The organism is Arthrobacter sp. FW306-05-C, from assembly GCF_021801725.1.
Taxonomy (GTDB): domain Bacteria; phylum Actinomycetota; class Actinomycetes; order Actinomycetales; family Micrococcaceae; genus Arthrobacter.
This window is the reverse complement of the sequence record NZ_CP084556.1, coordinates 1127072-1153966: the sequence shown is the minus strand read 5'-3', so window position 1 is coordinate 1153966 and position 26895 is coordinate 1127072. Positions and strand designations below refer to the sequence as shown.

Genomic DNA, 26895 nt, shown 5'->3' with positions numbered 1-26895 from the left:
CGGCGCCCGCGGCGCGGGTAAGCTATTACGCGTGAATGAACAGCTGCTGAACCAAGCGTATGTAGTAACCCTGTCCTGCCCGGACCGTCCCGGAATCGTCCACGCGGTGGCCGGAGCACTCCTGGTGGCGGGGTGCAACATTATGGATTCACAGCAGTACGGCAGCCCCACGACCGGCAACTTTTTCATGCGGGTGGAGGTGACCACGGCCGCCCCCAAGTCGGAGCTGCGCGCCGCGCTGGAGCCGGTGGCAGAGGCCTTCTCGATGCAGTGGAGCCTGGATACTGTGGGCGACAAAGTGCGCACCCTGGTGATGTGCAGCACCTCGGCCCACTGCCTCAACGACTTGCTCTTCCAGCAGCGTTCCGGCACGCTTCCCATCGAAATCCCGGCCATCGTGTCGAACCACCAGGACCTGGCCGGGCTGGCCGAGTTCTACGGCATCCCGTTCCACTACATCCCCGTGACCAAGGACACCAAGGTGCAGGCGGAGGACAAGCTGCGCGCGCTCATCGCCGAGCACGACATCGAGCTGACCGTCCTGGCCCGCTACATGCAGATCCTGTCCGATGAACTCTGCGCCGACCTCACGGGCAAGGCCATCAACATCCACCACTCGTTCCTGCCGTCCTTCAAGGGCGCCAAGCCCTACCACCAGGCGCACGCGCGCGGCGTGAAACTGATCGGCGCCACGGCCCACTACGTCACCGCAGCCCTGGACGAGGGGCCCATCATCGAGCAGGAAGTCATCCGGGTGGACCACGCCCGCACCGCCGAGCAGTTCGTGCAGATGGGCCGCGACGTGGAGGGCCGCACGCTGGTCCAGGCCGTGCAGTGGCACGCCGAGCACCGGGTGCTGCTGGACGGCAACCGCACGGTGGTCTTCAACTAGGCCACTCCCCCTCAGCTACCCAACTGGCTGGCATTAGTTGTCGTTTTCGACCCGCAAAACGACAACTAATGCGAGTCAGTTGGGTGGCGGGGGTGGCTTAGGGTGAAGCCATGGCTCCTCTTTACCCTTTCGCCGGCAACGCCCCGGCCATCCATGAAACAGCGTTCGTGGCCCCGTCGGCCTCCATCATCGGCAACGCCACCCTGGGCCCGGACTCCAGCGCCTTCTACGGCGTCTCCGTCCGTGCCGACACCGCCCCCATTTCGGTAGGCGCGGGGAGCAACCTGCAGGACAACGTGGTGCTGCACGCCGACCCTGGCTTCCCCTGCACGGTGGGCGAACGCGTCAGCGTGGGGCACGCCGCCGTCGTCCATGGCTGCACCGTGGAGGACGACTGCCTGATCGGGATGGGCGCCACGGTCCTCAACGGCGCAGTGATCGGCGCCGGCTCGCTGGTGGCGGCCGGCGCCGTGGTGCTCGAAGGAACGGTGGTTCCACCCCGCTCGCTGGTGGCGGGCGTGCCCGCCAAGGTGCGCCGCGAACTCACCGATGAGGAGTTCGACGGCGTCCGCGCCAATGCGACGCGTTACGTGGAGCTCGCGGCGCAACACCGCGAGCTCTCCCCACCCACTCCCTAACCTCGCAAGCTCGGCCAGGGAACCCGGCGGGCGTGGGCCCACGCTAGTCCAGGCTGATCGGTTAATCCAGGCTGATCGGACCGAACTCGTCCAGCAGGTCGCCCGGACCCGGGTTGCCCTGCGCGGATGACCCGCCCAGGTGCTTCACCACGCCCCACACGGCGTTCAATCCGGTGGTCACGGCACCTTCAGCCCAGCCGGCGGTGAAGGAGACGTCGTCGCCGGCAAGGAAGATGCCGCGCTGGGATTCGGGCAGCTTGTCCTGCTTGAAGTGCGTGAACAGCCGCTGCTGGTAGCGGTAGTGCCCGGGCAGGTTGGCCTTGAAGGCGCCCATGAAGTTGGGGTCCGCCTCCCAGGACACGGTGATCGGCTGGCCCACGATGTGCCCGGCGATGTCCACGCCCGGATAGATCTGCTCGAGGGAGTGCAGCATCAGCTCCACGCGTTCGTCCGCGTCCAGGGCCAGCCACTTCAGGGCGTCGTCGTTCCACGTGTAGGACAGCAGGATCACGGCCGGCTGGTCCGGACCGTTGTCCAGCAGGTACGTGGCGCGGTTCAGCCGGTCGGTCAGGGTCATGGACAGGACCTCATTGCCGGTTTCGGGGTCGGTGTCCTTCCAGAACGGCCGGTCCACCATCACAAACGTCTTCGAGGACTGCATGTAGTGCGATTTCTCCATGGCGGTCCACAGTTCGGCCGGGAACAGTGCCTCCTCGGTGTGGATCCGGGTGGACAGCAGCCATGACTGGCAGGTGGTGACCACAGCCGGGTAGCTGGCCTCGCGGCCCCACCGTTCGCGGACGCGCAGATTGCCGTCCGGGTCCCGGCTGATCTTCCCCACGGCGCCGCGGGGCGAACCGGAGTGCAGCGAGGCCAAGGAGGTGCCGGCGGGCCAGTGCACCAGGTCCGACGGCGCGTGCTGCCACAGTGCCTCGGGGAGCCGTTGCGCTCCCCCGCGGATGAGCCGGTGCTGGTCGTCCGCGTCCGTGTACACCACGCGGAGGATCTCGAGGATGGAGTTGGGGAAGTCGGTGTCCCAGCCGCCGGTGCCGAAACCCACCTGGCCGAAGGCTTCCCGGTGTGCGAACCCTGCCTTCTTAAAGGATTCACTGGCGGCGATGAAGCCGTAGAAGGTCTGCTCGTCCATGAGCGGGAGCAGTTCGTTCCACAGTTCCTTGATGCGGGCCATGTCGCGCGCCTTGATGGCCTCCTGCATCTCCACGAACTTGGCGCCGTCGTTGACCGCGGCCTTCCAGGCGTCGGCCACCTCGCGGAAGAAAGGTGGCAGGTCGCCGGACTTTTCCGCGTAGTACTTTTTGCCGGCCAGCTCGATCACGGTGCTGGAGGTGGCCTCGGCAAGGGGGTTGGGGAAGTCCTGGGTCTCCAGGCCCAGCAGGTCCACGTAGTGGTAGAAGGCCCTGCCAGAGACCGGGAACCGCATGCCGCCCAGGTCCGCCACCACTCCGGGCGCTGCCGGGAAAGCCGCTGTGCGGAGCCTTCCGCCGATCTGGTCCGCTTCATAGACCACGGGCCGCAGGCCGAGTTTCATGAGTTCATAGGCGGTCACCAGCCCGGAGAGGCCGGCGCCGATGACGGCCACCTCCGTGCCGTCCAGCTCCCGCGGAACCGAGCCCAGCCCGTCCGGGTGGGCCAGGTAGTGGTCGTAGCTGAACGGGAAATCGGGGTTCAGCATGGTGATGGGCGCTGCCTGTCCCGCAGCGCCGCGTCCGGCTGCATCCGCCGGCGGCGTGGATGTGCTGGAGGGGTCGAAGGCGGGCAGTTCGGTGGCGATGGTCATGAGTGTGCTGCTTTCACAGGTTCCTGGCTGGGGGCCTTGGCGGTCAGTTCACGGTAGTCGAGCTCGCTGAGAGCCGCTACCTTCGAGTTCCGGCGTCCATAGCCGAAGTAGATGGCAATGCCCACGAGCATCCAGGCACCGAAGACCAGCCAGGTCTCGGCACCGAGGTTGGCCATGAGGTAGGCGCACATCAGCGTGCCCAGCACGGGGGTCATGGGGTAGAGCGGCACCCGGAAGCTGCGCTTCAGGTCAGGGCGGTGGCGGCGCAGGTAGATGACGGCCACGTTGACCAGCGCGAATGCGAACAGGGTGCCGATGCTGGTGGCGTCCGCCAGGGCGCCGAGCGGCACCAGCCCTGCGGTGAGCGCGACGGCGGTGCCCACGATGAGGGTGCCGGCGGCCGGGGTGCCGGTGCGGGGAGAGACGCGTCCGAAGATCTTGGGCACCAGCCCGTCCCGCGACATGGACAACAGGATGCGGGTCTGCCCGTAGAGGACGGTGAGCACGATGCTGGCGATGGCCAGGACGGCACCGACGGAAAAGAGCAGGGCGATCCAGGGCTGGTTGGTGGTCTCCTCCAGGATCTGGACCAGGGCGGCCTCGGTGCCGTCGAACCAGCCCCAGGGCCGGGCACCGATGGCGGCGACGGCCACCAGGACGTAGATGCTGGTGACGATCACCATGGACAGCAGGATGGCGCGGGGAAGGTCGCGTTTGGGGTTCCTGGCTTCTTCACCGGCGGTGGAGGCCGCATCAAAGCCAATGTAAGAAAAGAACACCCGCGAAGCTGCGGCTGAGACGCCGGCGGCACCCATGGGCATCAGCGGCTCGAAGTTTCCGGCGTTGAACGCGGTGAAGGCAACGGCGCAGAAGAACAGCAGGATGCCCACCTTGATGATGACGATGGCGGTGTTGATCCAGGCGCTTTCCCGTGCACCGCGCACCAGCAGGACCATGGCCAGCACTACGATGGCCACCGCGGGAATGTTCACCACCCCGCCGTCACCCGGGGGCTGGGACATGGCATCGGGAAGGACCTGCCCGAAGGCGGCCAGCGCCTCGCTAACATACTGCCCGGCGCCCACAGCTACTGCTGCCACGGAGACGGCGTATTCAAGGACGAGGCACCAGCCACAGATCCACGCCATGCCCTCGCCCATGGTGGCGTAGGAGTAGGAGTAGCTTGAGCCGGCCACCGGAACCAGCCCGGCCATTTCAGCGTAGGAGACGGCGGAGAGCAGGGCGGCCAGGCCCGCGATGACGAAGGAGATCCAGATGGCCGGGCCGGCCAGCGGCACGGATTCCCCGAGGATCACCAGGATGCCGGTCCCCAGGGTGGCACCTACGCTGATCATGGTGAGCTGGAGGACGCCGAAGCTGCGCACCAGCCCGCCGCCGCCCCCGCCGCTTCCGGCTTCGCTGATCATCTGGCCGATCGGTTTACGGCGCAGCAGTTGGGCCCGGAGCCCGGGCCGTCCTACGCGCGGCGCAATGGTTTTTTCGGTGGTTACAGGCACAGTCACCGTTGACGTCCCTTCAGAGTAGTTTTCGGTTTCCCCTCCCCAAGGTTGGCATGTGAGGCAACTCTCAACCCGGTGCAAAATGACTTATAGTGATCCACCATGAGACTTAATGCACACACCGAACAGTCCGCGCCGGCGGTGTTGTCCGGGCAGGTCAACGTCGACCTGTCCGCCATTTCAGACAATGTCCGGGTCTTGAGAGAACGCAGCGCGGCACCCTTTTTCATGGCTGTGGTCAAGGGGAACGGCTACGGCCACGGCCTGGTTGAAGTGGCCAAGGCCGCGGTCGCGGCCGGCGCAGACTGGCTGGGCACGGCACAGCTCGCTGAAGCCATCACACTCCGCAGGGCGGGCATCACCGCGCCGATCCTTTCCTGGCTCTATCTGGCATCCCAGACGAGTGAAGCCATCACCGAGGCCCTCGAAAACGACGTCGATCTGTCCCTTGGCAGCGTCTCCCAACTGGAGGTGCTGGCAGCCGCCGCACAGCGGCTGGGACGCCCCGGCGTCGTACATCTTGAACTCGACAGCGGACTTAGCCGGGGTGGCGCCCGCATGGAGGACTGGGCCGGGCTGGTTGCCCGGGCCCGCCGGGCCGAACTCGACGGTGCCCTGCGGGTGCGCGGCATCTGGACCCACCTGGCGTGGGCGGATGTCCCGGCCCATCCCGGGAACAGTGCCGCAGTAGCGGAATTCGAGGAAGCGGTCCGGCTGGCGAAAGTCGCCGGACTTGACCCTGAACTCCGGCACGTGTCCAGTTCGGCCAACATCCTTGACCGCCCCGGATTCCATTTCGACATGGTGCGCGCCGGGCTGGCCATTTACGGCCTGGCCCCTGCCGACTACCTGGCTCCCGCGGACTTCGGGTTGCGTCCCGCGCTCAGCGTGACCGCTCCGCTGGTGATGATCAAGAAGGTTCCGGCCGGCACCGGGATCAGTTACGAACACCAGGCCATCACGCATGAGGCGCGCTACCTGGGCCTGATTCCCCTGGGTTACGCGGACGGTATTCCAAAAGGCATCAGCGGCCGCCCGGTGGTGAGCGTCGGGGGCCGCCGGGTGCCCGTGATCGGCAAGGTGTGCATGGACCAGTTCATGGTGGACCTGGGGCCGGACCGCACCGGCTTTGAGGTGGGTGATACCGCTGTATTGTTTGGCGACCCCGCGTCCGGTGCCGCCAGCGCCGACGACTGGGGTGCCGCCATTGGCAGCCATGGGGACGAAATCATCAACCGGATCGCACCGCGCCTGCCGCGCTCCTATGCGGGGGCGGCCGCCCACGAGTGCCCCGACTACCAGGAGCCGGATCCCGCCGGCGTCGGCCATGCCGGCTGAGCCCGCCGCAACCGGGCGGCTGAGCTTCGTCACCCTCCAGCAGTTCCTTGACCAGCTGCCGCCGGTACTGAAGACGCTTCACGACGGCGGCAGTGGCGGGCAGCTGCTGCGGTGGGTGGAGCCCAGCGAGCTGGAGGACCCCACGCCCTACCTTCCCGAGGGCGAGTTCCTGCTCACCGCCGGCCTGCCCTTCCTCGGCGAGGGTGGCTCCCCCGCGAAGGTGGATGCCTACGTCCGGCGGCTGGTGGAGGCAAAGGTGGCCGCCCTCGGCTTCGGCATCAGGCCCTACTTCGACGCCGCCCCCGACGTGGTGGTGGACGCCTGCCGCAGGCACAACCTCACCTTGTTCGAGGTGCCGGAGTCGCTGCCGTTCGCTGCCATCGGCCTCGAATTCTCGCAGCTCCTGGAAACTGACAATGCCAGGGTTTTCCGGCAGCTGGCAGAGACCAACCGGCAGCTCATGCGGGCCGTCCTCTCCCCCAAGCCCGAACACGAACTGCTGGCCGCCTTGGTCCAGCGGGTGCCCGTGTGGGCGGTCATGGTGGGGGCGGACGGCAGGGTCCGGGCCCGCGGCACCGGCGCCGGCGGCAGCACCGCCGTCGACCTTTCCCTGTTGGAACCGATGCTGGAACGGCTGCTGTCCGGCCGCGGCCCGCGGGTGGAAATGGACGGATTCGACCAGCCGGGCTCTGCCCTGGTGGTGGGCCACCCCCTCCGCAGCACCAAGGACGCCAACCTGGGCGCACTGATCCTCGGCTCCGACGTTCCGCTGACGCCCGCGCAGAACAACGTGGTCCAGTCCGCCGTCGGACTGCTCGAGCTGCTGGTACGGCAGCGCACCAGCGGGTCGCTGGCTCCCAGCCAGCTGGCCACCGCCGTCCTGCTGCATCCCGAAAGCCTCACCACGGGCGGCACCAAGCACCTGAACGGACTCAAGGACCTGCTGGCCCAAAGCCTGTCCTCCACGCGCTCCGCACCGATGCGCGTGGTGCAGGGCATCAAGGTGGAAGCGCCCGAATGGCCGGCCGGCGACAGTCCCGTGCGGGAACTCCTGCAGTGGCGGCGGATGTTCGACACCAAGCTGGTGGAGATCACGGACTACGGATTTGCGGCCGTGACCCGGCTCAAGGTTGATGATGCATTGCTTGCGGATGTGGAGAAGCTCGGGTGGCGCCTGGTGATCGGCGAACCCACTGAGCTCACCGCCCTACCGGCGGCGTACCAGCGCGCCACCTCGCTGCGCAGCCAGGTCCAGAGAAGCGGGACCAGTGTACGCGCCGATGAAGTGTCCTGGTCCGTTACCGGGCTGCTGGGCCGTGAGGCAGGGACCCTGCTGGCCGAAAGGCTGCTGCGGCCGATCCTGGCGCTGGAACCGGACCGGCGGGACCCGCTGCTGGCCGTCTTGCAGGGGTGGCTTAGCGAAAACGGCAGCTGGGACGGGTCGGCCAAACGGCTGGGGCTGCACCGGAACAGCGTGCGGCGCCAGATCGGCCTCCTTGGTGAGCTGCTGCAGATGGACCTGAACCAGGCACAGGTGCGGGCCGAGCTGTGGATTGCGCTGCAGTACGGGACGCCTTGACCGCTGACGCTGTCTAACGGTCTAGGCACCGTCCGCGGTATCGGCACCCTCGGCCAGGCGCCCCTCCCACTCCCGGTACAGCTCAGGCCGGCGCTCCCTCAGGTATGGCACCTCTTCCCGTGCTGCGTGTACGGTCTCGGTGCCCACCTGGGCAAACAGCAGTTCCGGGCCGCCGCCACCGGAGGCGAGGACCGCGCCGTCGGGGCCGGCCACGACGCTTCCGCCCCCGAACGTGTAGGCGTCCTCGATTCCGCAGTGGTTGGCATAGGCCACGTTCAGCTGGCTTTCCAAGGCGCGGGCACGGATCAGCACCTGCGGCACGGCGTCGAAGCCTGTGGACAGGGCGGTAGGCACCAGGAGCAGTTCGGCGCCCCGGGCAGCTGCCGCCCTGGCGGCCTCCGGGAATTCAATGTCGTAGCAGATCAGCAGGGAGGTGCGCACGCCCTTGAAGGTGACGACGGCGGGGGGTTCAGCGGCTGCCACGAAGGCCTTGCGCTCCTCGCCGCCGAAGAGGTGCACCTTGGCGTAGGACAGGAGCTCGGTGCCGGTAGCGTCGACCAAGGTTGCGGAAATGTGCCAGTCGCGGCCTTGGGCGGAGGCGCCGGCTTCGCCGCCGGCGACGGAGGGCAGGCTGTAGACGAGCGCAATTCCGTTCCGGCGGGCGATGTCGGCCAGCTGCGCACGGATGGCGGGAAGGCTTGCCGGGTCCAGTTCGGATCGCAGCCTGAGCGGGGCGTAGCCCACCGGAAACAACTCCGGCGTGAGCAGCAGGTCCGCCCCAGCTGTGGCAGCCCGGCGTGCGGCATCATCCACCGTCCGGAGATTGGCCTCGACGTCCAGGACCGCGGCATTCGCCTGCAGGACGGACAGCAGCATCGTTACCACCTTCTGTATGCCTCTCCGCGGGGAATGGCTGTTCGTAAGTGTTCTGCCTTCCAGCCTAGACAGCCCTTCCGGGAGTCCGCCGGGTCGTTTGGACCCGCCAGCCTGGCGTCCGGGACAGAATGCACGGGGGCCCCGCTTGCCTTGGGCCGGGTGCTTGTCCACTACTGCACAGGCGGCCATGCGTTAACTTCTTGACTACAAGCGCAGCAATAGGGCAATGTTCTTAGCATGTCCGCACCCCCGCGCTCAACGAAGAGCAAGCCCAAGAATCCCGGGTCCCAGTCCGCGCTGCGGCAGCTGAACCAGCAGCGGATTATCGAGACTCTGATGGGCGGCCCCTCCACGCAGGCGGAGCTCGCCCGGCAAACTGGGCTGTCCACCGCCACCGTCTCGAACATTGTCAAAATCATGCTCGACTCCGGCCTGGCATCCACTGAACCCATCACCAGTTCGGGCCGGCGTGCTCTGAACGTGCGGCTGAACAGCAACGGCGCCGTCGCCGTCGGAATCGACTTCGGCCGGCGCCACCTAAGGGTGGTCCTGGCCTCGCTCAGCTACCACGTCATCGCCGAGGAATCGGTGATGCTCCCGCTGGGCCACCAAGCGGATGACGGCATCCAGGCGGCCGTGGCCCTGCTGGAGAAACTCCTGCGCGAAAGCGGCGTGGACCGGTCCTCTGTGGTGGGTGCCGGCGTCGGTATTCCCGGCCCTATCGACCGCCGGACCGGGACGGTGGCGCAGGGGGCCATCCTTCCCGAATGGGTGGGCATCAACATCCTTCAGCATCTTGAGGAAACCTTGAGAATCCCCGTCTTTGTTGACAATGACGCCAATCTGGGCGCGTGGTCCGAGGTGACCTGGGGGCAGCATTCCGGGGTCAGTAACCTGCTGTTCCTGAAGATCGGATCCGGCATCGGCGCGGGCCTGATCCTCAACGGGGCCCCCTATTACGGCAACGTGGGGATCACCGGCGAAATCGGCCATGCCACCATTCATGAGCAGGGCCTGGTGTGCCGCTGCGGCAACCGCGGCTGCCTGGAAACTATTGCATCCACCACCACCATGATCGAGCTCCTCAGCCGCGGCGACGACCCTCCCCTGACGCCCGCTGACATCGTCCGCAAGGCCCTGAACCGGGACTCCGCCACCCTCCGCGTGGTCGACGATGCGGGCCTGGCCGTGGGCCGCGCGCTGGGCAATGTGGCCAACCTGATCAACCCCGAGGTCATCGTGGTGGGCGGTCCCCTGGCCGGCCTCGGGGACCTCCTGTTGGACCCTATCCGGAGGGGCCTGATCCGGCATGCAGTGCCCGTGATCGGCGAAACCACCACCCTGACCATGTCCTCGCTCGGCGACCGCGCGGAGGCCCTCGGGGCAGCAGCGCTGGTCTTCCAGCATGCGGGGATCCGGAAGTCCTAGACCATTTCGTTATCCGGCAATTGCGTTAAAGACTTGACGACAATGGCTGTGATCCAGTTTACTTTTGGTTCAGACGGCCCTGCGCTTTGCCGGCCGGACAAAGAAGTCATTGCATTGGAGGGTTAGGGCTCATGACGTCCCAGACCACGCACACGGACCCGGTCATCCTCGAGATGCGGTCCATCACCAAGGAATTCCCCGGCGTTAAAGCCTTGTCGGACGTAAGCCTTCGGGTAAAGGCCGGCGAGGTCCACGCTATTTGCGGCGAAAACGGGGCCGGCAAGTCCACCCTCATGAAGGTCCTGTCCGGTGTGTACCCGTACGGAAGCTACGACGGCGACATCGTCTATCAGGGGCAGGTCCAGCAGTTCCGGGACATCCGGGCCAGCGAGCACGCCGGCATCGTGATCATCCACCAGGAACTGGCGCTGATCCCCGAGCTGTCCATCATGGAAAACATCTTCCTGGGCAATGAACCCACCAAGCGGGGCGTCATCAACTGGGCCGAGGCCCGCCTGCGGTCGCTGGACCTCCTGGCACGCGTCGGCCTGCGGGAAGACCCCGACACCCCCATCAAGGAAATCGGCGTCGGCAAGCAGCAGCTGGTGGAAATTGCCAAGGCGCTGAACAAGTCCGTGAAGATCCTCATCCTGGACGAGCCCACGGCCGCGCTGAACGAATCTGATTCGCAGCACCTGCTGGACCTCATCCTTGGGCTCAAGGCAAAGGGCATCACCTCGATCATCATTTCGCACAAGCTCAACGAGATCGAGCAAATTGCCGATTCCATCACGATCATCCGTGACGGCAAGTCGATCGAGACGCTGGATGTGAAGAAGGATGGCGTAGACGAGGACCGCATCATCAAGGGCATGGTGGGCCGCACCCTGGAATCCCGCTTCCCGGAACACACCCCCAAGATCGGGGAAGTGTTCTTCGAGGTCAAGAACTGGACCGTTGGCCACCCCGCAGTCCAGGACAGGTTGGTCTGCAAGAACTCCAGCTTCTACGTCCGCCGCGGGGAAATCGTGGGCTTCGCAGGGCTCATGGGCGCCGGCCGCACCGAGCTGGCCCGTTCTGTCTTCGGCCGCTCCTACGGACGCTTCATCGACGGCCACATCTACAAGGACGGCAAGGAGATCGTCCTTAAGAACGTCCGCCAGGCCATCGACGCCGGACTGGGATACGTCACCGAGGACCGCAAGTCGCTGGGTTTGAACCTCCTTGACGACATCAAGACCACCACCGTGTCAGCCGCCCTGAAGAAGATCAGCCACAACTCGGTAGTGGACCCCAACCAGGAGTTCACCGTGGCCGAGCAGTACCGCAAGTCGCTGCGTACCAAGACGCCGTCCGTGGAGGAAGGCGTGGCCAAGCTGTCCGGCGGCAACCAGCAGAAGGTTGTGCTGGCCAAGTGGATGTTCACCGACCCGGACCTGCTGATCCTCGACGAACCCACCCGCGGCATTGACGTCGGGGCCAAGTACGAGATCTACGGGATCATCCAGCAACTGGCAAACCAGGGCAAGGGAGTCATCGTCATCTCCTCCGAGCTGCCCGAACTCCTGGGCCTGTCCGACCGCATCTACACCATCTTCGAAGGCGCCATCACCGGTGTCCTGACCAAAGAAGAGGCCAGCCAGGAAAGCCTGATGAAGCTGATGACCTCCGCCACCCGAAAAGCCGCCTGACCCTCTGGCCCATCCAGAACCTTCCGGACACAAGGACTGACACCATGAACGCCCTCAAAAAGCTGTTTGGCGGAAACACCCGCCAATTCGGCATGATCTTCGCCCTCGTGGCCCTGATCATCTTCTTCCAGTTCGCCACCGAAGGCCGGACCCTGACTCCCGGCAACGTCATCAACCTCTTCAACGGCAACTCCTACATCCTGATCCTGGCCATCGGCATGGTGCTGGTGATCATCGCCGGCCATATCGACCTCTCCGTCGGTTCGGTCGCCGCATTCGTCGGCGTCACCGTCGCCCTGGCCCTCCGCGACTGGGGAATCCCCTGGTGGGCCGGGATCCTCCTGGGCCTGGTCCTCGGTGCCGTCATCGGCGCCTGGCAAGGCTGGTGGACAGCTTATGTTGGCATCCCGGCCTTCATCGTGACCCTGGCCGGCATGCTCCTCTTCCGCGGCTTCAACCAGTTCGTGGGCAAGTCCAACACCATCCCGGTACCCACCGACTTCCAGTACATCGGTTCCGGCTACCTTCCAGAGGTGGGACCCGACACCGGGTTCAACAACCTGACACTCCTGCTGGGCATCGCCGCCGTAGTCTTCGTGGTGTGGGGCGAACTGCGCTCCCGTGCCCGGGCCAGAGCGCTGGGCGCCGAAGTACCCGAGATGTGGGTGACCGTGCTGAAGCTGGTGCTCATCTGCGCCGCCATCCTCTACGCCACGTACCTGTTCGCCACCGGCCGTCCGGGCACATCCTTCCCCATCCCCGGCTTGATCCTGGCCGTCCTGGTGCTGATTTACGGCTTCATCTCGTCCCGCACCATCCTGGGCCGCCACGTTTACGCCGTCGGTGGCAACCGCCACGCAGCCGAACTCTCCGGTGTCCAGTCCAAGAAGGTCAACTTCCTGGTCATGATGAACATGTCCATCCTGGCCGGCCTGGCCGGCATGATCTTCGTGGGCCGCTCCACCGCCTCGGGCCCGTTCGACGGCGTCGGCTGGGAACTGGACGCCATCGCGGCAGTCTTCATCGGCGGCGCGGCCGTGACCGGCGGCGTGGGCACCGTGGTCGGCTCCATCATCGGTGGCCTGGTCATGGCAGTGCTCAACAACGGCCTGCAGCTCCTGGGCGTCGGTGCCGACCTCACCCAGATCATCAAGGGCCTGGTGCTCCTGATCGCCGTAGCCTTCGACGTCTACAACAAGACCCAGGGCAAGCGGTCCATCATCGGCATGCTGACCCGGAACATGAACCGCCCCACTTCCGGGCCCAGCAACCCCATCCAGCCCGACGAAACCACCTCCACCAAGGAAGCGATCGCCAGGGAAGCCTGAAGTTTGCAGCCTGAATACCGTTCCATCACACAAAGAAAGAGAACCAACAATGCAAATGTTTGGTAAAGCAGGAAAGGCCGCAGCGGTTGCTGCCATCGCAGCACTGGCGCTGACGGGCTGCGGCCGCTCGGAGCCCAGCGGCGGCTCCAGCGGCAGCGCCGCAGGATTCGACCAGAATTCCTCCATCGGTGTCGCCCTTCCGCAGAAGACCAGTGAAAACTGGGTCCTGGCCGAGAAGCTGTTCAACGACGGCCTCAGTGGCGCCGGGTTCAAGGCTGACGTCCAGTTCGCCAACGGCGGCGTTTCGGAGCAGCAGAACCAGATCAGCGCCATGGTCACCAAGGGTGCCAAGGTCATCATCGTGGGCGCCATCGACGGCTCCCAGCTGGGCACCCAGCTCAAGCAGGCCAAGGACTCCGGCGCCACCGTGATCGCCTACGACCGCCTCCTGCTAAACACCGACAACGTGGACTACTACGTGGCCTACGACAACTACAAGGTCGGTGTGCTCCAGGGCCAGGCACTGCTGGACGGAATGAAGGCAAAGAAGCCCACCGGTCCGTACAACATCGAACTGTTCGCCGGTTCGCCTGACGATGCCAACGCCAAGGTGTTCTTCAACGGCGCCATGAGCGTGCTGAAGCCCAAGATCGACGACGGCACCCTCAAGGTTGTCTCCGGACAGACCAGCTTCGAGCAGGCCGTTACCCAGGGCTGGAAGGCAGAGAACGCCCAGCGCCGCATGGACACCCTGCTCAGCGGCAGCTACACCACCGCTAACGTGGACGGCGTCCTGTCCCCCAACGACACCCTGGCCCGTGCGATCCTGACCTCCGTCAAGGCCGCCGGCAAGCCGATCCCGGTAGTCACCGGCCAGGACTCCGAGGTTGAGTCGGTCAAGTCCATCCTGGCAGGCGAGCAGTACTCCACCATCAACAAGGACACCCGCAAGCTCGTTGAGCACGCGATCACCATGGTCAAGGACCTGCAGGCAGGCAAGAAGCCTGAGGTCAACGACGACAAGTCCTACAACAACGGCAACAAGGTGGTTCCCGCCTACCTGCTGGAGCCGGTTATCGTGACCTCCGCCAACGTCAAGACGGCCTACAAGGACGATCCCGTACTCGGCCCGATCACCAAGTAACTCCCTCGTTCCGGAAACAGCCCGGTCCCCTAACGGGGGCCGGGCTGTTCCCTTGTAAGCCTTTTCGTTCCCTTACTACTTCACAGCGAGCACGCCCGGTCCGGTGAACTGCAGGGCGTGGTTTTTGACGGCCTGCGCGGTGGAGAAGGCTTTGTAGGCGTAGACATCGGCTGGGTTCCAGCCCACGTCGGTGGTGAACTCCCAGCCTGTCCAGTCAGAAGCGGGTGAACCGCTGGCCTCGGCTTCGGCGAGCGCCTTTTCCCGGTTCTGTTCGAATGACGCCTGGGCGATAGCGTCAAGGTCCGCCGCTTGGCCGTTGTACCAGGAGCCGATATCGCTGAATCGGTGGCCGTTGTAGCTGGTGACCATGATTGACGGGTCGGCGCCCGGCCCTGTGAATTCGAAGGCATTGCGTTCGGAGAAGATCCTGGACTCGTAGCCCGCTCCAAGGAAGTAGCTGCTTCCGCCTTGGGCTTCGCTGACGAGCGGGTAACGGGGATCATCCGTGCTTCCGGTGAAGTAATTGTTGACCACGTGGACCTGGCCGAACCGGACGCGGGGCGAGCGCTGTTGCAGGTTCTCGAAATAGTTGCCGATATAGCTCACCCGCAGCTTGCCGCCGTCCTTGTCTACGTGTTCGTCGCCTGAACCAAGCAGCATGGTTTTGTCATGGTTGGAGAGCGTGCTGTTGGAGATGGTCACAAAGTCCGTGCCGTCTTTGAGGTCCAACAAGCCGTCGTGCCGGTTCGCATGTTTGCCCCGAAACCCCATGGGCGCCTCGCTATCAGGGAAACGGCCATCGGAAAGGCTGACGTGGTCGATCCACACGTGGTCCGAGGTTACTGAAGACAGCGCGTCGAACCGTGCATTCCACGCGCCCTCGCCGTCGTCCGGGGACCAGGTGGTGAAGAAATCAACTGGGGCTTCGACGCTGATGTTCCGCACCACGACGTTGGTGGCGTTCAGGATCACAATATTGGCGCCGAGAAACCCGGAGTCAGCCCCTAGCCCAATAAGGGTCGTGTTGCTGGGCAGGCTCACCTCGATCTGCCGCTTCATGTTATTGCTGCCGGTTTGCCGTAACTGGCGCTGTTTTTTGCAGTAGTCGAAGGTTTGGTCGCTCCACACCTTTCCTTCCGGCCCAAAGCAGGACATGTATTTATTGATGTCATATCCGGGCGCATAATCCTGCTCACCCAAGACTCGCCCATCTGGGGACTGGTTTCCATCGATGGAGCCGTTCACGTAGATAATTTTCGGCTCGGACGGACGCCCTTGGTTCGCCAATGCCGTTTTCAGCTCTGCGAGGGTGGATACCTGGTAGCGGCTTTCGTCGGGGGCGCCAGCGCCGCCGTTCGTGCCAGGACCGACGGAGGCCCAACCGGTAGGTGCCGCGTCGTCGGGCTTGATTATGCCCCCTCCGGTAGGCGCAGGGCTGGCGGGGGCCGGAGCTGCCAAGACAAGTCCGGCAGCGAGAGCAGTGGCCACGGAGACTGCGATTACGCCGCCCCGGCGGAGGCGACGGCTGGCAGGTGCGGAGGTTGGAAACTTCACTTCGGACTTCATCGGCCTGATTTCCGGCATGCCAAACAGACCACATGCCTTGGTATGTGCTGCGTCGGGTAGAAGGCGCCGCTCTTGAGAAAACGGTTTCTCGAGTCGGCAGTTAATTTCTACTTTGTTCGTGACAAGCCTGTCAAGAGCCCCTCACAGCCCAAACACAGCTTCGGCCGGATGCCTGCACAGGATGCCCGGCGAGGGTTGATGCGAAGCCGGCCTTCCGCGCCGGCACCTGAGTCATAGGAGTAACGTGAGCGTCCTTGCCCGAAGCGTAGGCAATGCCTTCAGAAACAAGGTCCGCACCGCAGCCGTTGTTGCAGTGCTGGCCGTCGCCATTGGCCTGGCCCTGGCCATGCTGGTGGCCAACCAGGCGGTCGGAGCGAAAGTCCAGGAGCTCAATGCCTCTGTCGGCACCGTCCTGACCGTCAACCCTGCCGGCGGGCAGGGCTTCGAAGGCGGTGGCGAGCCGCTCACCGCCGCCCAGGCAACCACCGCGGCCGGCGTTACCAACGTCAGTGCCGTCGTCGGAACCTCCTCACTGCGTTTGCGGAACGCGGCCGCTGCTGCTGCGCAGTCAGCCAGTCAGGCGGGACAAACTGGCCAGGCCGGTCAAGGAGGACAGGCCGGCCAGGGCGGCCCCGGCGGTCAGGCAGCCGCCACCCTCACCACCAGCCTCACAGCCGCAGTCGATGCAGGCACCCTGGGCAGCCGCAACCAGCAGGCCAACGGAACCACGGGATCCACCGGGACCGGCCAGCAGCCCAGGTCGCTGCCGATCACCGCCACCGGCATCGGGGCCGAGGTGGACACCACGGGCAAGGCACTGAACATCACCCAGGGATCCGGTCTTGGTGACTATGCGGCAGCATCCACGGGCGCGCTGCTCGGCACCTCGCTGGCCGAGAAGAACAATCTCACCGTAGGGTCCACCTTCACCATCAACGACCAGACCTATACGGTTTCCGGTTTGTTCGACGCCGGCACCGCCTTTGGCAATAACGCTGTGTACGTGACCCTCCCCACCGCCCAGACCCTTGCGGGCACGCCCGGTGAACTCTCCAGCATGATCGTTACGGTGAACTCCATGGACAACGTCGCCTCCACCAAGACGGCGCTGCAGGCCGCCCTGGGCACCGACAAGGCTGACGTCACCCAGGGCCAGAACCTGCAGACCGCCGTCAGCTCCCTGGACAGCGTCAAGAACATCTCCTTCATCGCCTTCATCGCCGCCCTGGGCACCGCCGGCCTGATCATCCTGCTCATCATGGTGATGCTGGTCCGCGAGCGCCGCCGCGAAATCGGTGTGCTGAAGGCCATCGGGGCGCCGAACCGGACCATCGGGCTGCAGTTCGTCCTCGAAGCCCTGGTCCTGGCGGCCCTGGGCAGCGCAGTGGGCGCAGCGATGGCATCCTTCGCCAGTGGCGGCATCGCCTCCGCCCTGATCAGCAGCAACAGCACCACGGCTTCTGCCACCGCCGGCCGCGGCTTCCCGGGCGAGGCCGCCGGTGCAGGGGGCTTCCGCGGCGGACAGGGTGGGCCCTTCGGCGGCGCTTCCCAGCTGCTGAACTCCGTAACCGCCAGCGCGTCGCCCGGCGTCATCGCCGGCGGCATCGCGGCCGTGTTTGCCGTCGCCGTCATCGGCGCCCTGGTGCCCGCGCTGCTCACGGCGCGAATCCGTCCCATCGAAGTCCTGCGAGGAGAATAGCGATGATTGAAGTCAAGAACCTGGTCCGCACCTTTAACTCCGGTGACCGCACCATCAAGCCGGTGAATGATGTCAGCTTCGTCCTGGAGCAAGGAACGCTCGCCTCGATCGTGGGCAAGAGCGGCAGCGGCAAAAGCACCCTGTTGTCCCTCCTGGGCGCGCTGGACAAGCCCACCAGCGGAGACGTCGTCGTCAACGGCGTCAGCCTGGCCAGCCTGCCGGACAGCAAGCTGACCGAGTACCGCCGCCGGGACATCGGATTCGTGTTCCAGCAGTTCAACCTGATCCCCAACCTCTCCGCCGTGGACAACGTTATGCTCCCCATGGAGTTTGCCGGGGTCCGGAAGGGTGCCAGGCTCCAGCGGGCGCAGGAACTGCTGGAGCAGGTGCAGCTGGATCCGTCCAAGCACGAACGGCGCATCAACCGGCTCTCAGGCGGCGAGCAGCAGCGCGTGGCCATCGCCCGTGCCCTGGCCAACGAGCCTAAGCTGATCCTCGCCGACGAGCCCACGGGCAACCTGGACGAGCAGACCGGCGATCACATCATCGAGCTCCTCAGTTCCCTAAGCCGCGACCACAACACCACCATTCTGGTAGTCACCCACGACAGGGTCCTGGCCAACAAGACCGACCGCCGCTTCCGCCTGCAGCAGGGCAAGCTGACGGAAGAGCCGGTACGGGGCCGGGCGGTGGCCGCCACCGCCTGACGCGATCGAAAGGGGCCAGAGGGGTGCACGCGCTTCCATCTTTGGCCCCTTTTTCGTTTCCTTCTCCGGGCGGCCGGAACTTCCCCATTCCTTCCACGCCCCTGTGACAGGATGGCAGCTATGACTGCTCCCATCGCCACGCCGTGGCTGTCCAGCCAGCCCAACCAGGATCCACGCTCCGCAACCGGGGCTCCGCTGCGCTGGGGAATCATTGCAACCGGCAGCATCGCCCGCGCGGTCTCACAGGATCTGGCACTGCTGGAAGACGCCGAGCTGTACGCGGTCAGTTCCAGGACCCAGGACACGGCCGACGCTTTCGCCGTGGCCTACGACTTCGCCAAGGCGTACGGGGACGACGGCGGTGTGCCCGGCTACCAGCGGCTGCTGGCTGATGACGCCGTGGATGTGGTGTACGTTGCCACGCCGCACGCACAGCACCATGAGATAGTCCTCGCCGCCCTCAACGCCGGCAAGCATGTGCTCTGCGAGAAGGCTTTCACCATCAATGCGCGCGAAGCAGCCGAGCTCATCGACGTTGCGCGCAGCAGGAAGCTGTTCCTGATGGAGGCGGTCTGGAGCCGGTTCCTGCCGTCGATGCAACGGGCTTTCCAGATCGCCGCCTCTGGAGAACTCGGCGAGATCCACTGGGTCACCGCAGACCTCGGCTTTCCGGCTCCGTACTCCCCCACTGCCAGGCTGTGGGCCCGCAAGGACGGCGGCGGGGCCCTGCTGGATCTGTCCGTGTACCCGCTCTTGTGGGCGCTGGGCACGCTCGGCTTCCCGCAAACTGTCAGCGCCACGGGTGTGGTCAATGACGACGGCGTTGATGCGCAGAACGTCATGACGCTCGGCTATGACCACGCCGCCCAGGTCCAGCTCACCTCCTCGCTCCTGGCCCACGGCCCGCGCACGGCTACCGTGGCGGGAAGCCTTGGCTTCCTGCAGAGCGTGGGCTCCATCAACAATCCGGGCGAGCTCCTCATCGCCAAGGGCTGGGAGGACCGCCGGACGGAAACCTTCGACGTTGTGGGCAAGGGGTACGCCTACGAGCTGCGCGAGGTGATGAGGTGCGTCCAGCAGGGATTGACCGAGAGCCCGGTAATGCCGCTTGAGGACACGCTGAACACCATGCGCCTTTTCGACGGTGTGCGCGCCCAGCTTGGAGTCACCTACCCCAATGACAGGCATTAGAGAGCTTCAGAAAGGGAAGTACGACGTCGGTGTTGCAGCTTGCGGAGTCCGTGTCAGCTACGTGACCGGTTGTCTTGGCTCTTGACGCCTTTCGAGCGTGTGCCCTCCATTTGTAAAGTCCCTTTAGGCTGCCTCTGGACTTCCGCCAATAAGCAGTCTTAGTATTTAGGGGCATCGATTGCACCGGTCACTGGGGGGTGGTACGCATGGCTCATATGAGTTCGCCATGGCGTGCCCTGCGCCCGGCGCTTCTTGCCGGAGCCGCCGCAGTGACCTGGCTGACGCTTTCTTCCACGGCTGCTTCCGCTGACGCCGGCCCCGACTCTTCGTCCCTTATCGGCGGGGTCACCAGCTCGGTTTCATCCTTGACCCATGATCTGGCGGACGCCGCTTCACCGGCTCCTTTGAGTTCCCCGGCCGGCCCGGCGGCAACCCCCGGGCTGTTGCAGCCCATGGTGACCCAGGTTTCCGGACTTGCGGACAACCTCATCGCCTCCGTTCCGGCGGTGGACCAAGTGCTTCCTGCGGGAACCGTCTCCACTGTTTCGGCTCCCCTTGTTGACGTCGCCGACGGCGTGACGTCCGGCGTCGTGCAGGTTGTCGTAGAGCCTGCTGCCGAGGCTGTTCCTGCGCTCGAACCGGTACTCCAGCCCGTTTCCGATCTTCTGACCGGCGTCGCTCCGCTGCCCGTTCCGCTTCCCCAACAGGGGGTTGAGCTCCAGCAGCCACTTGAAGCGGTCCAGGCAGGGCTTCCGGCTACGGAAACTCCTGCCCCTGCTGCGGCGGAAGCATCAGCTGGCGCCCTGCAGGCAGCAACCGACGTTGATCAGGACGCTCTGGCTTTGGCCGATATATCGTCAGCAGCCAGCGGCGCAATCCCGGAAGCCCGCGGGGCTGCTGGACTCGCTGGAACTTCCGTTCTGCAAGCTGATTTAGCGGGCCTTGGTGACTCCGTCGCGGATGAGTATCTTCCCGCTGGGCCGGCGCCGCTGACTACAAACGTTCCTGCCGCCCCGGGATCCGGCACGGGCAGCGGTACGTCGTCAAGCGGCCCGTCCAGTGCCGCCGCATGGCTGAGCACCTTCGACGTCGATTTCATACTTCCCTGCGCGGTCCTTGCCGGGGATACCTCTGAGCACTTTCCTGCGCCGGTGTCCTTCGACCCCGGTTCTTCTCCTGACTAGTTGATGCCTCCTGCCCGTTCATGGGCAGCACGTGGCTATGCCGGCAGCTGACCAGCGCCGGACAACATCAACTTTCAGGAGTAAGCATCATGAACTGCACCCTTCGCAGGGGGCTGCTTAGCACCCTCTTTGCCGGCGGTCTTCTGGCCCTCGGCTGCGCTGCGGCAGAGGCCGCGGACACCACCACCAGCGGGACGGACTTGTCCGCTTCCGCCCTCATCTCGGCGGCGGCACCCGCTGACTCGTCGTCGTTGGGCCTGCTGGGTGACCCAACGCCGGCCGGTCCAACCGGTGTCGCCGCCGCAGTGGACGTCAGCCTCGGCCTCGGCGGCATCACTAACGGTACGGCTCCAGCAACAGGCACGACCGACGGCACCACGGCGAACCTCGCCGTCGACGCCAACGTGGACCTCGGCCTGGGTGGCATCACCACCGCCCCTGCAACTGCGGGAACCACCGACGTGGCAGCCGCAGCCAACGTCAACCTCGGCCTCGGCGGCATCACCACCGGAACGGCCCCTGCAACAGGCACGACTGACGGCACCACGGCGAACCTCGCCGTCGACGCCAACGTGGACCTCGGCCTGGGTGGCATCACCACCGCCCCTGCAACCGCAGAAACCACCGACGTGGCAGCCGCAGCCAACGTCAACCTCGGCCTCGGCGGCATCACCGATCCCGGCACCAGTACAGGGGCGACGGACGGCACCACGGCGAATCTCGCCGTCGACGCCAACGTGGACCTCGGCCTGGGTGGCATCACCACCGCCCCTGCAACCGCGGGAACCACCGACGTGGCAGCCGCAGCCAACGTCAACCTCGGCCTCGGCGGCAACACCACCGGAACGGCCCCTGCAACAGGCACGACTGACGGCACCACGGCGAACCTCGCCGTCGACGCCAACGTGGACCTCGGCCTGGGTGGCATCACCACCGCCCCTGCAACCGCAGAAACCACCGACGTGGCAGCCGCAGCCAACGTCAACCTCGGCCTCGGCGGCATCACCAACGACGGTACCACCGCGGGCACCGCCGATGTGGCAGCCGCAGCCGACGTCAACCTTGGCCTCGGCGGCCTCACCGATCCCGCATCCACCGGCACCACTGACGTGGCAGCCGCAGCCGACATCAACCTCGGCCTCGGCGGCCTCACCGATCCGGGCACCGGAACCACCGACGGCACCACCGCCGACCTCGCCGTCGACGCAGCCGTGAACCTTGGCGTCGGCGGCCTCACTACCGGTGACACGGCAGCCGGAGTTGACGCGGTTGTAGACCTTGGCGCTGATTCGGGCACCGGAACCGTTGGCAACGGCGGGTTGGACGCTGTAATCGACCTCGGCATTGGCCTGGGACTCGGGGGCGCCACCAGCACAGGCACTCCCGGCACCACCGACCCTGGTACCACCACCCCGGGTGACGGCACCACCGGTGACACCGGGACGCTTGATCCCGGAACCGCAGATCCCGGTGCCAGCACCCCGGGTTCGGACAACACCGCAGGCAACGGTGGCGCCGGCAACGGCGGAACGGCCACGGGTGATGATTCCACCGGCATGAATGGCGGCACCGGTAACGGCGGCTTCTCGGCGGCACCGGCAGGCTCCACGGCAGTCAGCGGCACCATCGCCACTGTTACGGCTCCCCGCAGCACCCCGGCGAACGGCAATTCCGCCCTTGCCGCCACGGCCACGGGCCATACCGGCCTCGCCAACACGGGCTGGGACGGAACGCTGGTTCCCCTGGCGCTGCTGCTCCTGGCCGGCGGATTCCTGATGCTCCGCAGGCGGAAGGTGTCGTAAAGCGCTTCAAAGACAGCACAGAAAACGCCCGCACCCGTGCGCTTGAAGTGGCAGCACTCCGCGGGCTGACGGAAGGAGGACAACGACCCGGAAACGAAGGAACAGTACAAAACACGTCTTCAGCACACGTGTCCTTGTAGCCAATGGTCCGGTGGCGGAAGTGATTCAAACCGCCGCCGGACCGTCGGCGTGTCGCAACGTGAAAGCCTAGGTCAATCGCTGGTTCGGCGGTCCCGCCCGTATAATTTGAGGTACATCAGTGCCGCAGCGCACCGGGAGGAACGGTCATGGTGGCGGAATCGCCTAGCTCCATCAAGAATGAAGTTGTCGGCGGTCGCTATCGTTTGGGTGACGTAATAGGCCGTGGGGGGATGTCCTCGGTTTACTCTGCCCGGGATGAAAACCTGGGCCGCGACGTCGCGCTGAAGCTATTCGCGCCGCAGGCTCCGGATGCGGACGAACTGAAGCGGCAGGAAGCGGAGATCCAGCTCCTGGCCACCCTGAACCACCCCGGCCTGGTGACGCTCTTCGACGCCGGCATCGATGACCGCCTTCCGGATGAACCCCGTCCCTTCCTCACCATGGAACTCGTGGAGGGCCAGGACCTGCGCAGCCGTATTCGCCACAGCCGCGTGCCCTATGAAGAGCTGTCAGTGATCGGTGCAGGGATCGCCGACGCCCTGGCTTACGTCCACGGCCTCGGCATCATCCACCGCGACATCAAGCCGGGCAACATCCTCCTGGTGCAGATCCGGCCGGGCGAGCCGCTGCGGCCCAAACTCACGGACTTCGGCATCGCCAGGATCGTCGATTCCACCCGACTCACGGCCACGGGCACCATGGTGGGCACGGCTGCCTACCTCAGCCCCGAGCAGGCCCTCGGCAAACCCCTCTCATCGGCCACGGACATCTATTCCCTTGGCCTGGTGCTGCTGGAGTGCATCAAGGGCACGGTGGAGTACCCGGGCAGTGCCGTGGAATCAGCTGTTGCCCGGCTTCACCGCGCTCCGGAGATCCCCGACGACGTCCCCGCCGAATGGGCAGACCTCATCCGTTCCATGACGGCCATCGAGCCGCTGGAGCGGCCGACGGCTGCGGACATTGAGACGGCGCTGCGCCAGGCCCTGGTTTCCCCGGCGTCAACGCCCGGAGAACTGGCCCCCGAAACCACCCGGGTGCTTCCCGCGATGCCCTTCCACCCGCCCACCATCACTGCCGAAGAATCAGTGGACGAAGTCCGGGAGGCGGCAGGGGCCACCGGGGCTATTTCTCCCCGCTCATCCTCGCAGCCGTCTGAGCGGACCCCCGCCCCGCAAGCCACGACACCGTCTGCTTCCGGTGCGGCGGCAACCAGCCCAGCCGCCGCCAAGGCCTCCAGGAAGCCGCGCTTGTCCCGGACGCAGCGCATCTGGCTGGCCGTCGTACTCGGTATCCTGGTGATCGCCGCGGCCGCCGCAGCGGTGATGATGAGCATTTCCGCCCGACCGGCCGACGTCGTGCCCTACCCCACGGTGACCGGCGTCCTGGGTGACCATCTCCAGGAACTTCAAAAGAGCGTGGAACCGTGACCCTGCTGCAGGCACCTCCGAACCGGCTGTTGCTGGCGTGCTCAGCGGCACTGGTCGCGGCGGGCTTCCTTAGCGCGTGCGCGGCTCCCGGGAACGGTCTGCAGCGCGAAGCCGCCACCCAACTCCAGGCTCGGGTCCTGGAAGTGACCCAGGCGTCGTCCCAGAACAATCCCGAGTCCGCACTGCAGGCACTCGCGGGTCTTGAGGCGGACCTCTCGGCGGCCCAGGCAAAGGGCCAGGTTTCCGAGGAGCGGCGCCGCAGCATCACCACGGTGGCTACCGCTGTCCGCGCAGACCTCAACGACATCCTCGCGGCACAGAAAGCGGCGGCTGCGAAGGCAGCCGAAGATGCTCGCAATGCCGCCAGCCAGGGGACGCAAGCCCCCTCCCCCACGGCGGAAGCGCCCGCGTCACAGCCCGCACCTGCTCCGGCCCCCGCCGCGCCTGCAGACCAGGGCAACACGTCAAGCAACAGCGGAAACGCCAACAAGAACAACAACGACAAAGGCAAAGGCAAGAACTAAGCCCCTGCCGGACAGTAAGGCATTAACACTCCACAGAAAAAAGCGGGGCTCCGGAAGATTATCCGGAGCCCCGCTTCTTTATACGCACAGCTGCTGCAGCAGCCCGCCGCTAGCTCAGGCTGGCGATGACCTTGTTAAGGGTGGCGGAAGGACGCATAACTGCGGAAGCCTTGGCGTCCTCCGGGTGGTAGTAGCCTCCGATGTCCACGGGTGAGCCCTGGACCTCGGCCAGCTCGCCCACGATGGTTTCCTCCTTGGAGGAAAGCTCACTGGCGACCGTGCTGAACGCGGCGGCCAGCTCGGCGTCGTCCGTCTGCTTGGCCAGCTCTTCAGCCCAGTAGCGGGCCAGGAAGTAGTGGCTGCCTCGGTTGTCCAGCTCGCCCGCGCGGCGGCTCGGGGACTTGTTCTCCAGCAGGAACGTGCCGGTGGCGCGGTCCAGGGTGTCGGCCAGGACCTGGGCGCGGGCGTTGCCCGTGGTGGTGGCCAGGTGCTCGAAGCTGACGGCCAGGGCCAAGAACTCGCCCAGGCTGTCCCAGCGGAGGTGGTTTTCCTTCAGCAGCTGCTGGACGTGCTTGGGGGCGGAGCCGCCTGCACCGGTCTCGAACAGCCCGCCGCCGTTCATCAGCGGAACAACGGAGAGCATCTTGGCGCTGGTGCCCAGTTCCAGGATGGGGAACAGGTCCGTGAGGTAGTCGCGGAGCACGTTGCCCGTGACGGAGATGGTGTCCTCGCCCTTCCGGATACGCTCCAGGGTGAAGGCGATGGCCTTGACGGGGGCCATGATCTGGATGTCCAGGCCCTCGGTGTCGTGCTCCTTTAGGTACTCGTTGACCTTGGTGATGAGGTTGGCGTCGTGGGCGCGGTCCTCGTCCAGCCAGAACACGGCGGGGGTCTGGGAGGCGCGTGCCCGGGTGACGGCCAGCTTCACCCAGTCGCGGATGGGGAGGTCCTTGGTCTGGCAGGCGCGCCAGATGTCGCCCTCGGAAACTTCGTGTTCGATCAGGACGTTGCCGGAGCCGTCCACCACCTGCACCTTGCCGGCTTCCTGGATTTCGAAGGTCTTGTCGTGGCTGCCGTATTCCTCGGCTGCCTGCGCCATGAGGCCAACGTTGGGCACCGTGCCCATCGTGGTGGGATCGTAGGCGCCGTTGGCGCGGCAGTCGTCGATAACCACCTGGTAGATGCCGGCGTAGGAGCTGTCCGGCAGGACAGCCAGGGTGTCGGCTTCCTTGCCGTCCGGGCCCCACATGTGGCCGGAGCTGCGGATCATGGCAGGCATGGAGGCGTCCACGATGACGTCGCTGGGGACGTTCAGGGTGGTGATGCCCTTGTCCGAGTCCACCATGGCCAGGGCGGGGCCGTCTTCGAGGCCCTTCTTGATCAGGTTCTGGACGCCTTCGCGGACATCCGCGGGCAGGTCCTCGAGGCTGCTCAGGATGGCGGCAAGGCCGTTGTTGGGGCTGATGCCGGCGGCGGAGAGCTGCTTGCCGTAGGTCGCGAACAGTTCGGAGAAGTAGGCCTTCACCACGTGGCCGAAGATGATGGGGTCGGAGACCTTCATCATGGTGGCCTTCAGGTGGGCTGAGAACAGCACGCCTTCTTCCTTGGCGCGGGCCACCTGGGCCTTCAGGAACTCGTCCAGGGCGGCAGCGCGCATGACCGTGCCGTCGATGACCTCGCCGGCCAGGACCGGGAAGGCCTTCTTCAGGACCTTGACGGAGCCGTCCTCGCGGACCAGCTGGATGGAGATGGTGCCCTCATTCTCGATGACCACGGACTTCTCGTTGGAGCGGAAGTCGTCCTGGCCCATCGTGGCCACGTTGGTCTTGGAGTCCGGGGTCCAGGCACCCATGGAGTGCGGGTTCTGGCGGGCGTAGTTCTTGACGGACAACGGTGCACGGCGGTCCGAGTTGCCTTCACGCAGGACCGGGTTCACGGCGGAGCCCTTGATCTTGTCGTAGCGCGAGCGGATGGCAGTTTCCTCATCCGAAGACGGGTTGTCCGGGTAATCCGGCAGTGCGTAGCCCTGGCCCTGCAGCTCTGCAATGGCGGCCTTCAGCTGCGGGATGGAGGCGCTGATGTTGGGCAGCTTGATGATGTTGGCTTCCGGCGTCTTCGCCAGCTCACCGAGTTCAGCAAGGGCGTCACCGATCTGCTGCTCGGGGGTCAGGTAGTCACCGAAGACGGCGATGATGCGGCCGGCGAGCGAAATGTCGCGGGTCTCCACCTCCACACCTGCTGTCGAAGCGAATGCCTCGATGATGGGCAGGAACGAATAGGTAGCCAGCATCGGCGCTTCGTCGGTGTGGGTGTAGATAATCTTGGACATGCGCGGGCGTCTCCCTGTGGGTCGGCTTGGTTGTGAAAAATTCGGTCTATTTCACCATGTACAACTTACCCGAGGACGCCACTTCAAACCTTA

The 26895-nt window shown here is 65.6% G+C and carries 20 protein-coding genes; 15 read left to right on the top strand and 5 right to left on the bottom strand.

Annotated features, from left to right (window positions below):
* Nucleotides 1-31 precede the first annotated feature (31 nt).
* Nucleotides 32-892 carry a formyltetrahydrofolate deformylase gene (purU, locus tag LFT44_RS05410; protein ID WP_236801514.1) on the top strand — a complete coding sequence of 287 codons (861 nt, stop codon included), beginning with the start codon at nt 32-34 and terminating at the stop codon, nt 890-892.
* Between the two features lie 110 nt (nt 893-1002).
* Nucleotides 1003-1530: a gamma carbonic anhydrase family protein gene (locus LFT44_RS05405; RefSeq protein ID WP_236801513.1), complete on the top strand. Its 528-nt coding sequence runs from the start codon at nt 1003-1005 to the stop codon at nt 1528-1530.
* A gap of 61 nt (nt 1531-1591) precedes the next feature.
* Here LFT44_RS05405 and LFT44_RS05400 read toward each other — a convergent pair whose 3' ends face one another.
* Together LFT44_RS05400 and LFT44_RS05395 are read right to left on the bottom strand one after the other, a co-directional pair.
* Entirely contained in the window at nt 1592-3328 is a 1737-nt protein-coding gene (locus tag LFT44_RS05400; protein ID WP_236801512.1) for a flavin monoamine oxidase family protein, read from the bottom strand.
* Nucleotides 3325-4851, bottom strand: a complete 1527-nt coding sequence (locus LFT44_RS05395) for an amino acid permease (RefSeq protein WP_442863767.1) — start codon at nt 4849-4851, stop codon at nt 3325-3327. The genes LFT44_RS05400 and LFT44_RS05395 overlap by 4 nt, the downstream gene beginning before the upstream one ends.
* 99 nt (nt 4852-4950) lie before the next feature.
* Here LFT44_RS05395 and alr point away from each other — a divergent pair, with 99 nt between their 5' ends.
* Both alr and LFT44_RS05385 read left to right on the top strand, forming a co-directional pair.
* Complete coding sequence (gene alr, locus LFT44_RS05390; protein WP_236801511.1) at nt 4951-6186, top strand: alanine racemase; 1236 nt, start codon at nt 4951-4953, stop codon at nt 6184-6186.
* Complete coding sequence (locus tag LFT44_RS05385) at nt 6176-7765, top strand: PucR family transcriptional regulator (RefSeq protein ID WP_236801510.1); 1590 nt, start codon at nt 6176-6178, stop codon at nt 7763-7765. Before alr ends, LFT44_RS05385 begins: the two co-directional genes overlap by 11 nt.
* Before the next feature lie 21 nt (nt 7766-7786).
* Here LFT44_RS05385 and LFT44_RS05380 read toward each other — a convergent pair whose 3' ends face one another.
* Nucleotides 7787-8641, bottom strand: coding sequence for a nitrilase-related carbon-nitrogen hydrolase (locus tag LFT44_RS05380; RefSeq protein ID WP_236801508.1), 855 nt, complete (start codon nt 8639-8641; stop codon nt 7787-7789).
* Between the two features lie 237 nt (nt 8642-8878).
* On the opposite strand from LFT44_RS05380, the gene LFT44_RS05375 reads away from it, so the two are divergent.
* The 4 genes from LFT44_RS05375 to LFT44_RS05360 all read left to right on the top strand — a co-directional run bounded on the left by LFT44_RS05375 (nt 8879) and on the right by LFT44_RS05360 (nt 14232).
* Nucleotides 8879-10069: an ROK family transcriptional regulator gene (locus LFT44_RS05375; RefSeq protein WP_142130729.1), complete on the top strand. Its 1191-nt coding sequence runs from the start codon at nt 8879-8881 to the stop codon at nt 10067-10069.
* 131 nt (nt 10070-10200) lie between these two features.
* Nucleotides 10201-11760, top strand: a complete 1560-nt coding sequence (mmsA, locus tag LFT44_RS05370; RefSeq protein WP_236801506.1) for a multiple monosaccharide ABC transporter ATP-binding protein — start codon at nt 10201-10203, stop codon at nt 11758-11760.
* A gap of 44 nt (nt 11761-11804) precedes the next feature.
* Nucleotides 11805-13088: a multiple monosaccharide ABC transporter permease gene (gene mmsB, locus LFT44_RS05365; RefSeq protein WP_236801505.1), complete on the top strand. Its 1284-nt coding sequence runs from the start codon at nt 11805-11807 to the stop codon at nt 13086-13088.
* Nucleotides 13089-13137: 49 nt separating this feature from the next.
* The gene (locus tag LFT44_RS05360) at nt 13138-14232 is read left to right on the top strand and encodes a substrate-binding domain-containing protein (RefSeq protein ID WP_236801504.1); all 1095 of its coding nucleotides are present in this window, start codon (nt 13138-13140) and stop codon (nt 14230-14232) included.
* A gap of 75 nt (nt 14233-14307) precedes the next feature.
* Here the strand turns inward: LFT44_RS05360 and LFT44_RS05355 are convergent, their stop codons facing one another.
* On the bottom strand, nt 14308-15477 hold the full coding sequence (locus LFT44_RS05355; RefSeq protein WP_236801503.1) for a pectate lyase family protein: 1170 nt from the start codon (nt 15475-15477) through the stop codon (nt 14308-14310).
* A 565-nt stretch (nt 15478-16042) separates the two neighbouring features.
* Here LFT44_RS05355 and LFT44_RS05350 point away from each other — a divergent pair.
* The 7 genes from LFT44_RS05350 to LFT44_RS05320 all read left to right on the top strand — a co-directional run bounded on the left by LFT44_RS05350 (nt 16043) and on the right by LFT44_RS05320 (nt 24473).
* Entirely contained in the window at nt 16043-17497 is a 1455-nt protein-coding gene (locus LFT44_RS05350; RefSeq protein WP_236801502.1) for an ABC transporter permease, read from the top strand.
* 2 nt (nt 17498-17499) lie between these two features.
* A complete protein-coding gene (locus LFT44_RS05345) occupies nt 17500-18204 on the top strand; it encodes an ABC transporter ATP-binding protein (protein WP_236801501.1) in 705 nt (234 codons plus the stop codon).
* Nucleotides 18205-18324: 120 nt separating this feature from the next.
* On the top strand, nt 18325-19395 hold the full coding sequence (locus LFT44_RS05340) for a Gfo/Idh/MocA family protein (RefSeq protein WP_236801500.1): 1071 nt from the start codon (nt 18325-18327) through the stop codon (nt 19393-19395).
* Between the two features lie 206 nt (nt 19396-19601).
* Nucleotides 19602-20579, top strand: coding sequence for a hypothetical protein (locus LFT44_RS05335; RefSeq protein WP_236801499.1), 978 nt, complete (start codon nt 19602-19604; stop codon nt 20577-20579).
* 89 nt (nt 20580-20668) lie between these two features.
* Nucleotides 20669-22381, top strand: coding sequence for a hypothetical protein (locus LFT44_RS05330; protein WP_236801498.1), 1713 nt, complete (start codon nt 20669-20671; stop codon nt 22379-22381).
* Between the two features lie 287 nt (nt 22382-22668).
* Nucleotides 22669-23949, top strand: a complete 1281-nt coding sequence (locus LFT44_RS05325) for a serine/threonine-protein kinase (RefSeq protein ID WP_236801496.1) — start codon at nt 22669-22671, stop codon at nt 23947-23949.
* The gene (locus tag LFT44_RS05320) at nt 23946-24473 is read left to right on the top strand and encodes a hypothetical protein (protein ID WP_236801495.1); all 528 of its coding nucleotides are present in this window, start codon (nt 23946-23948) and stop codon (nt 24471-24473) included. Before LFT44_RS05325 ends, LFT44_RS05320 begins: the two co-directional genes overlap by 4 nt.
* Nucleotides 24474-24582: 109 nt before the next feature.
* Here the strand turns inward: LFT44_RS05320 and LFT44_RS05315 are convergent, their stop codons facing one another.
* Entirely contained in the window at nt 24583-26802 is a 2220-nt protein-coding gene (locus LFT44_RS05315; protein ID WP_236801494.1) for an NADP-dependent isocitrate dehydrogenase, read from the bottom strand.
* Nucleotides 26803-26895 lie beyond the last annotated feature (93 nt).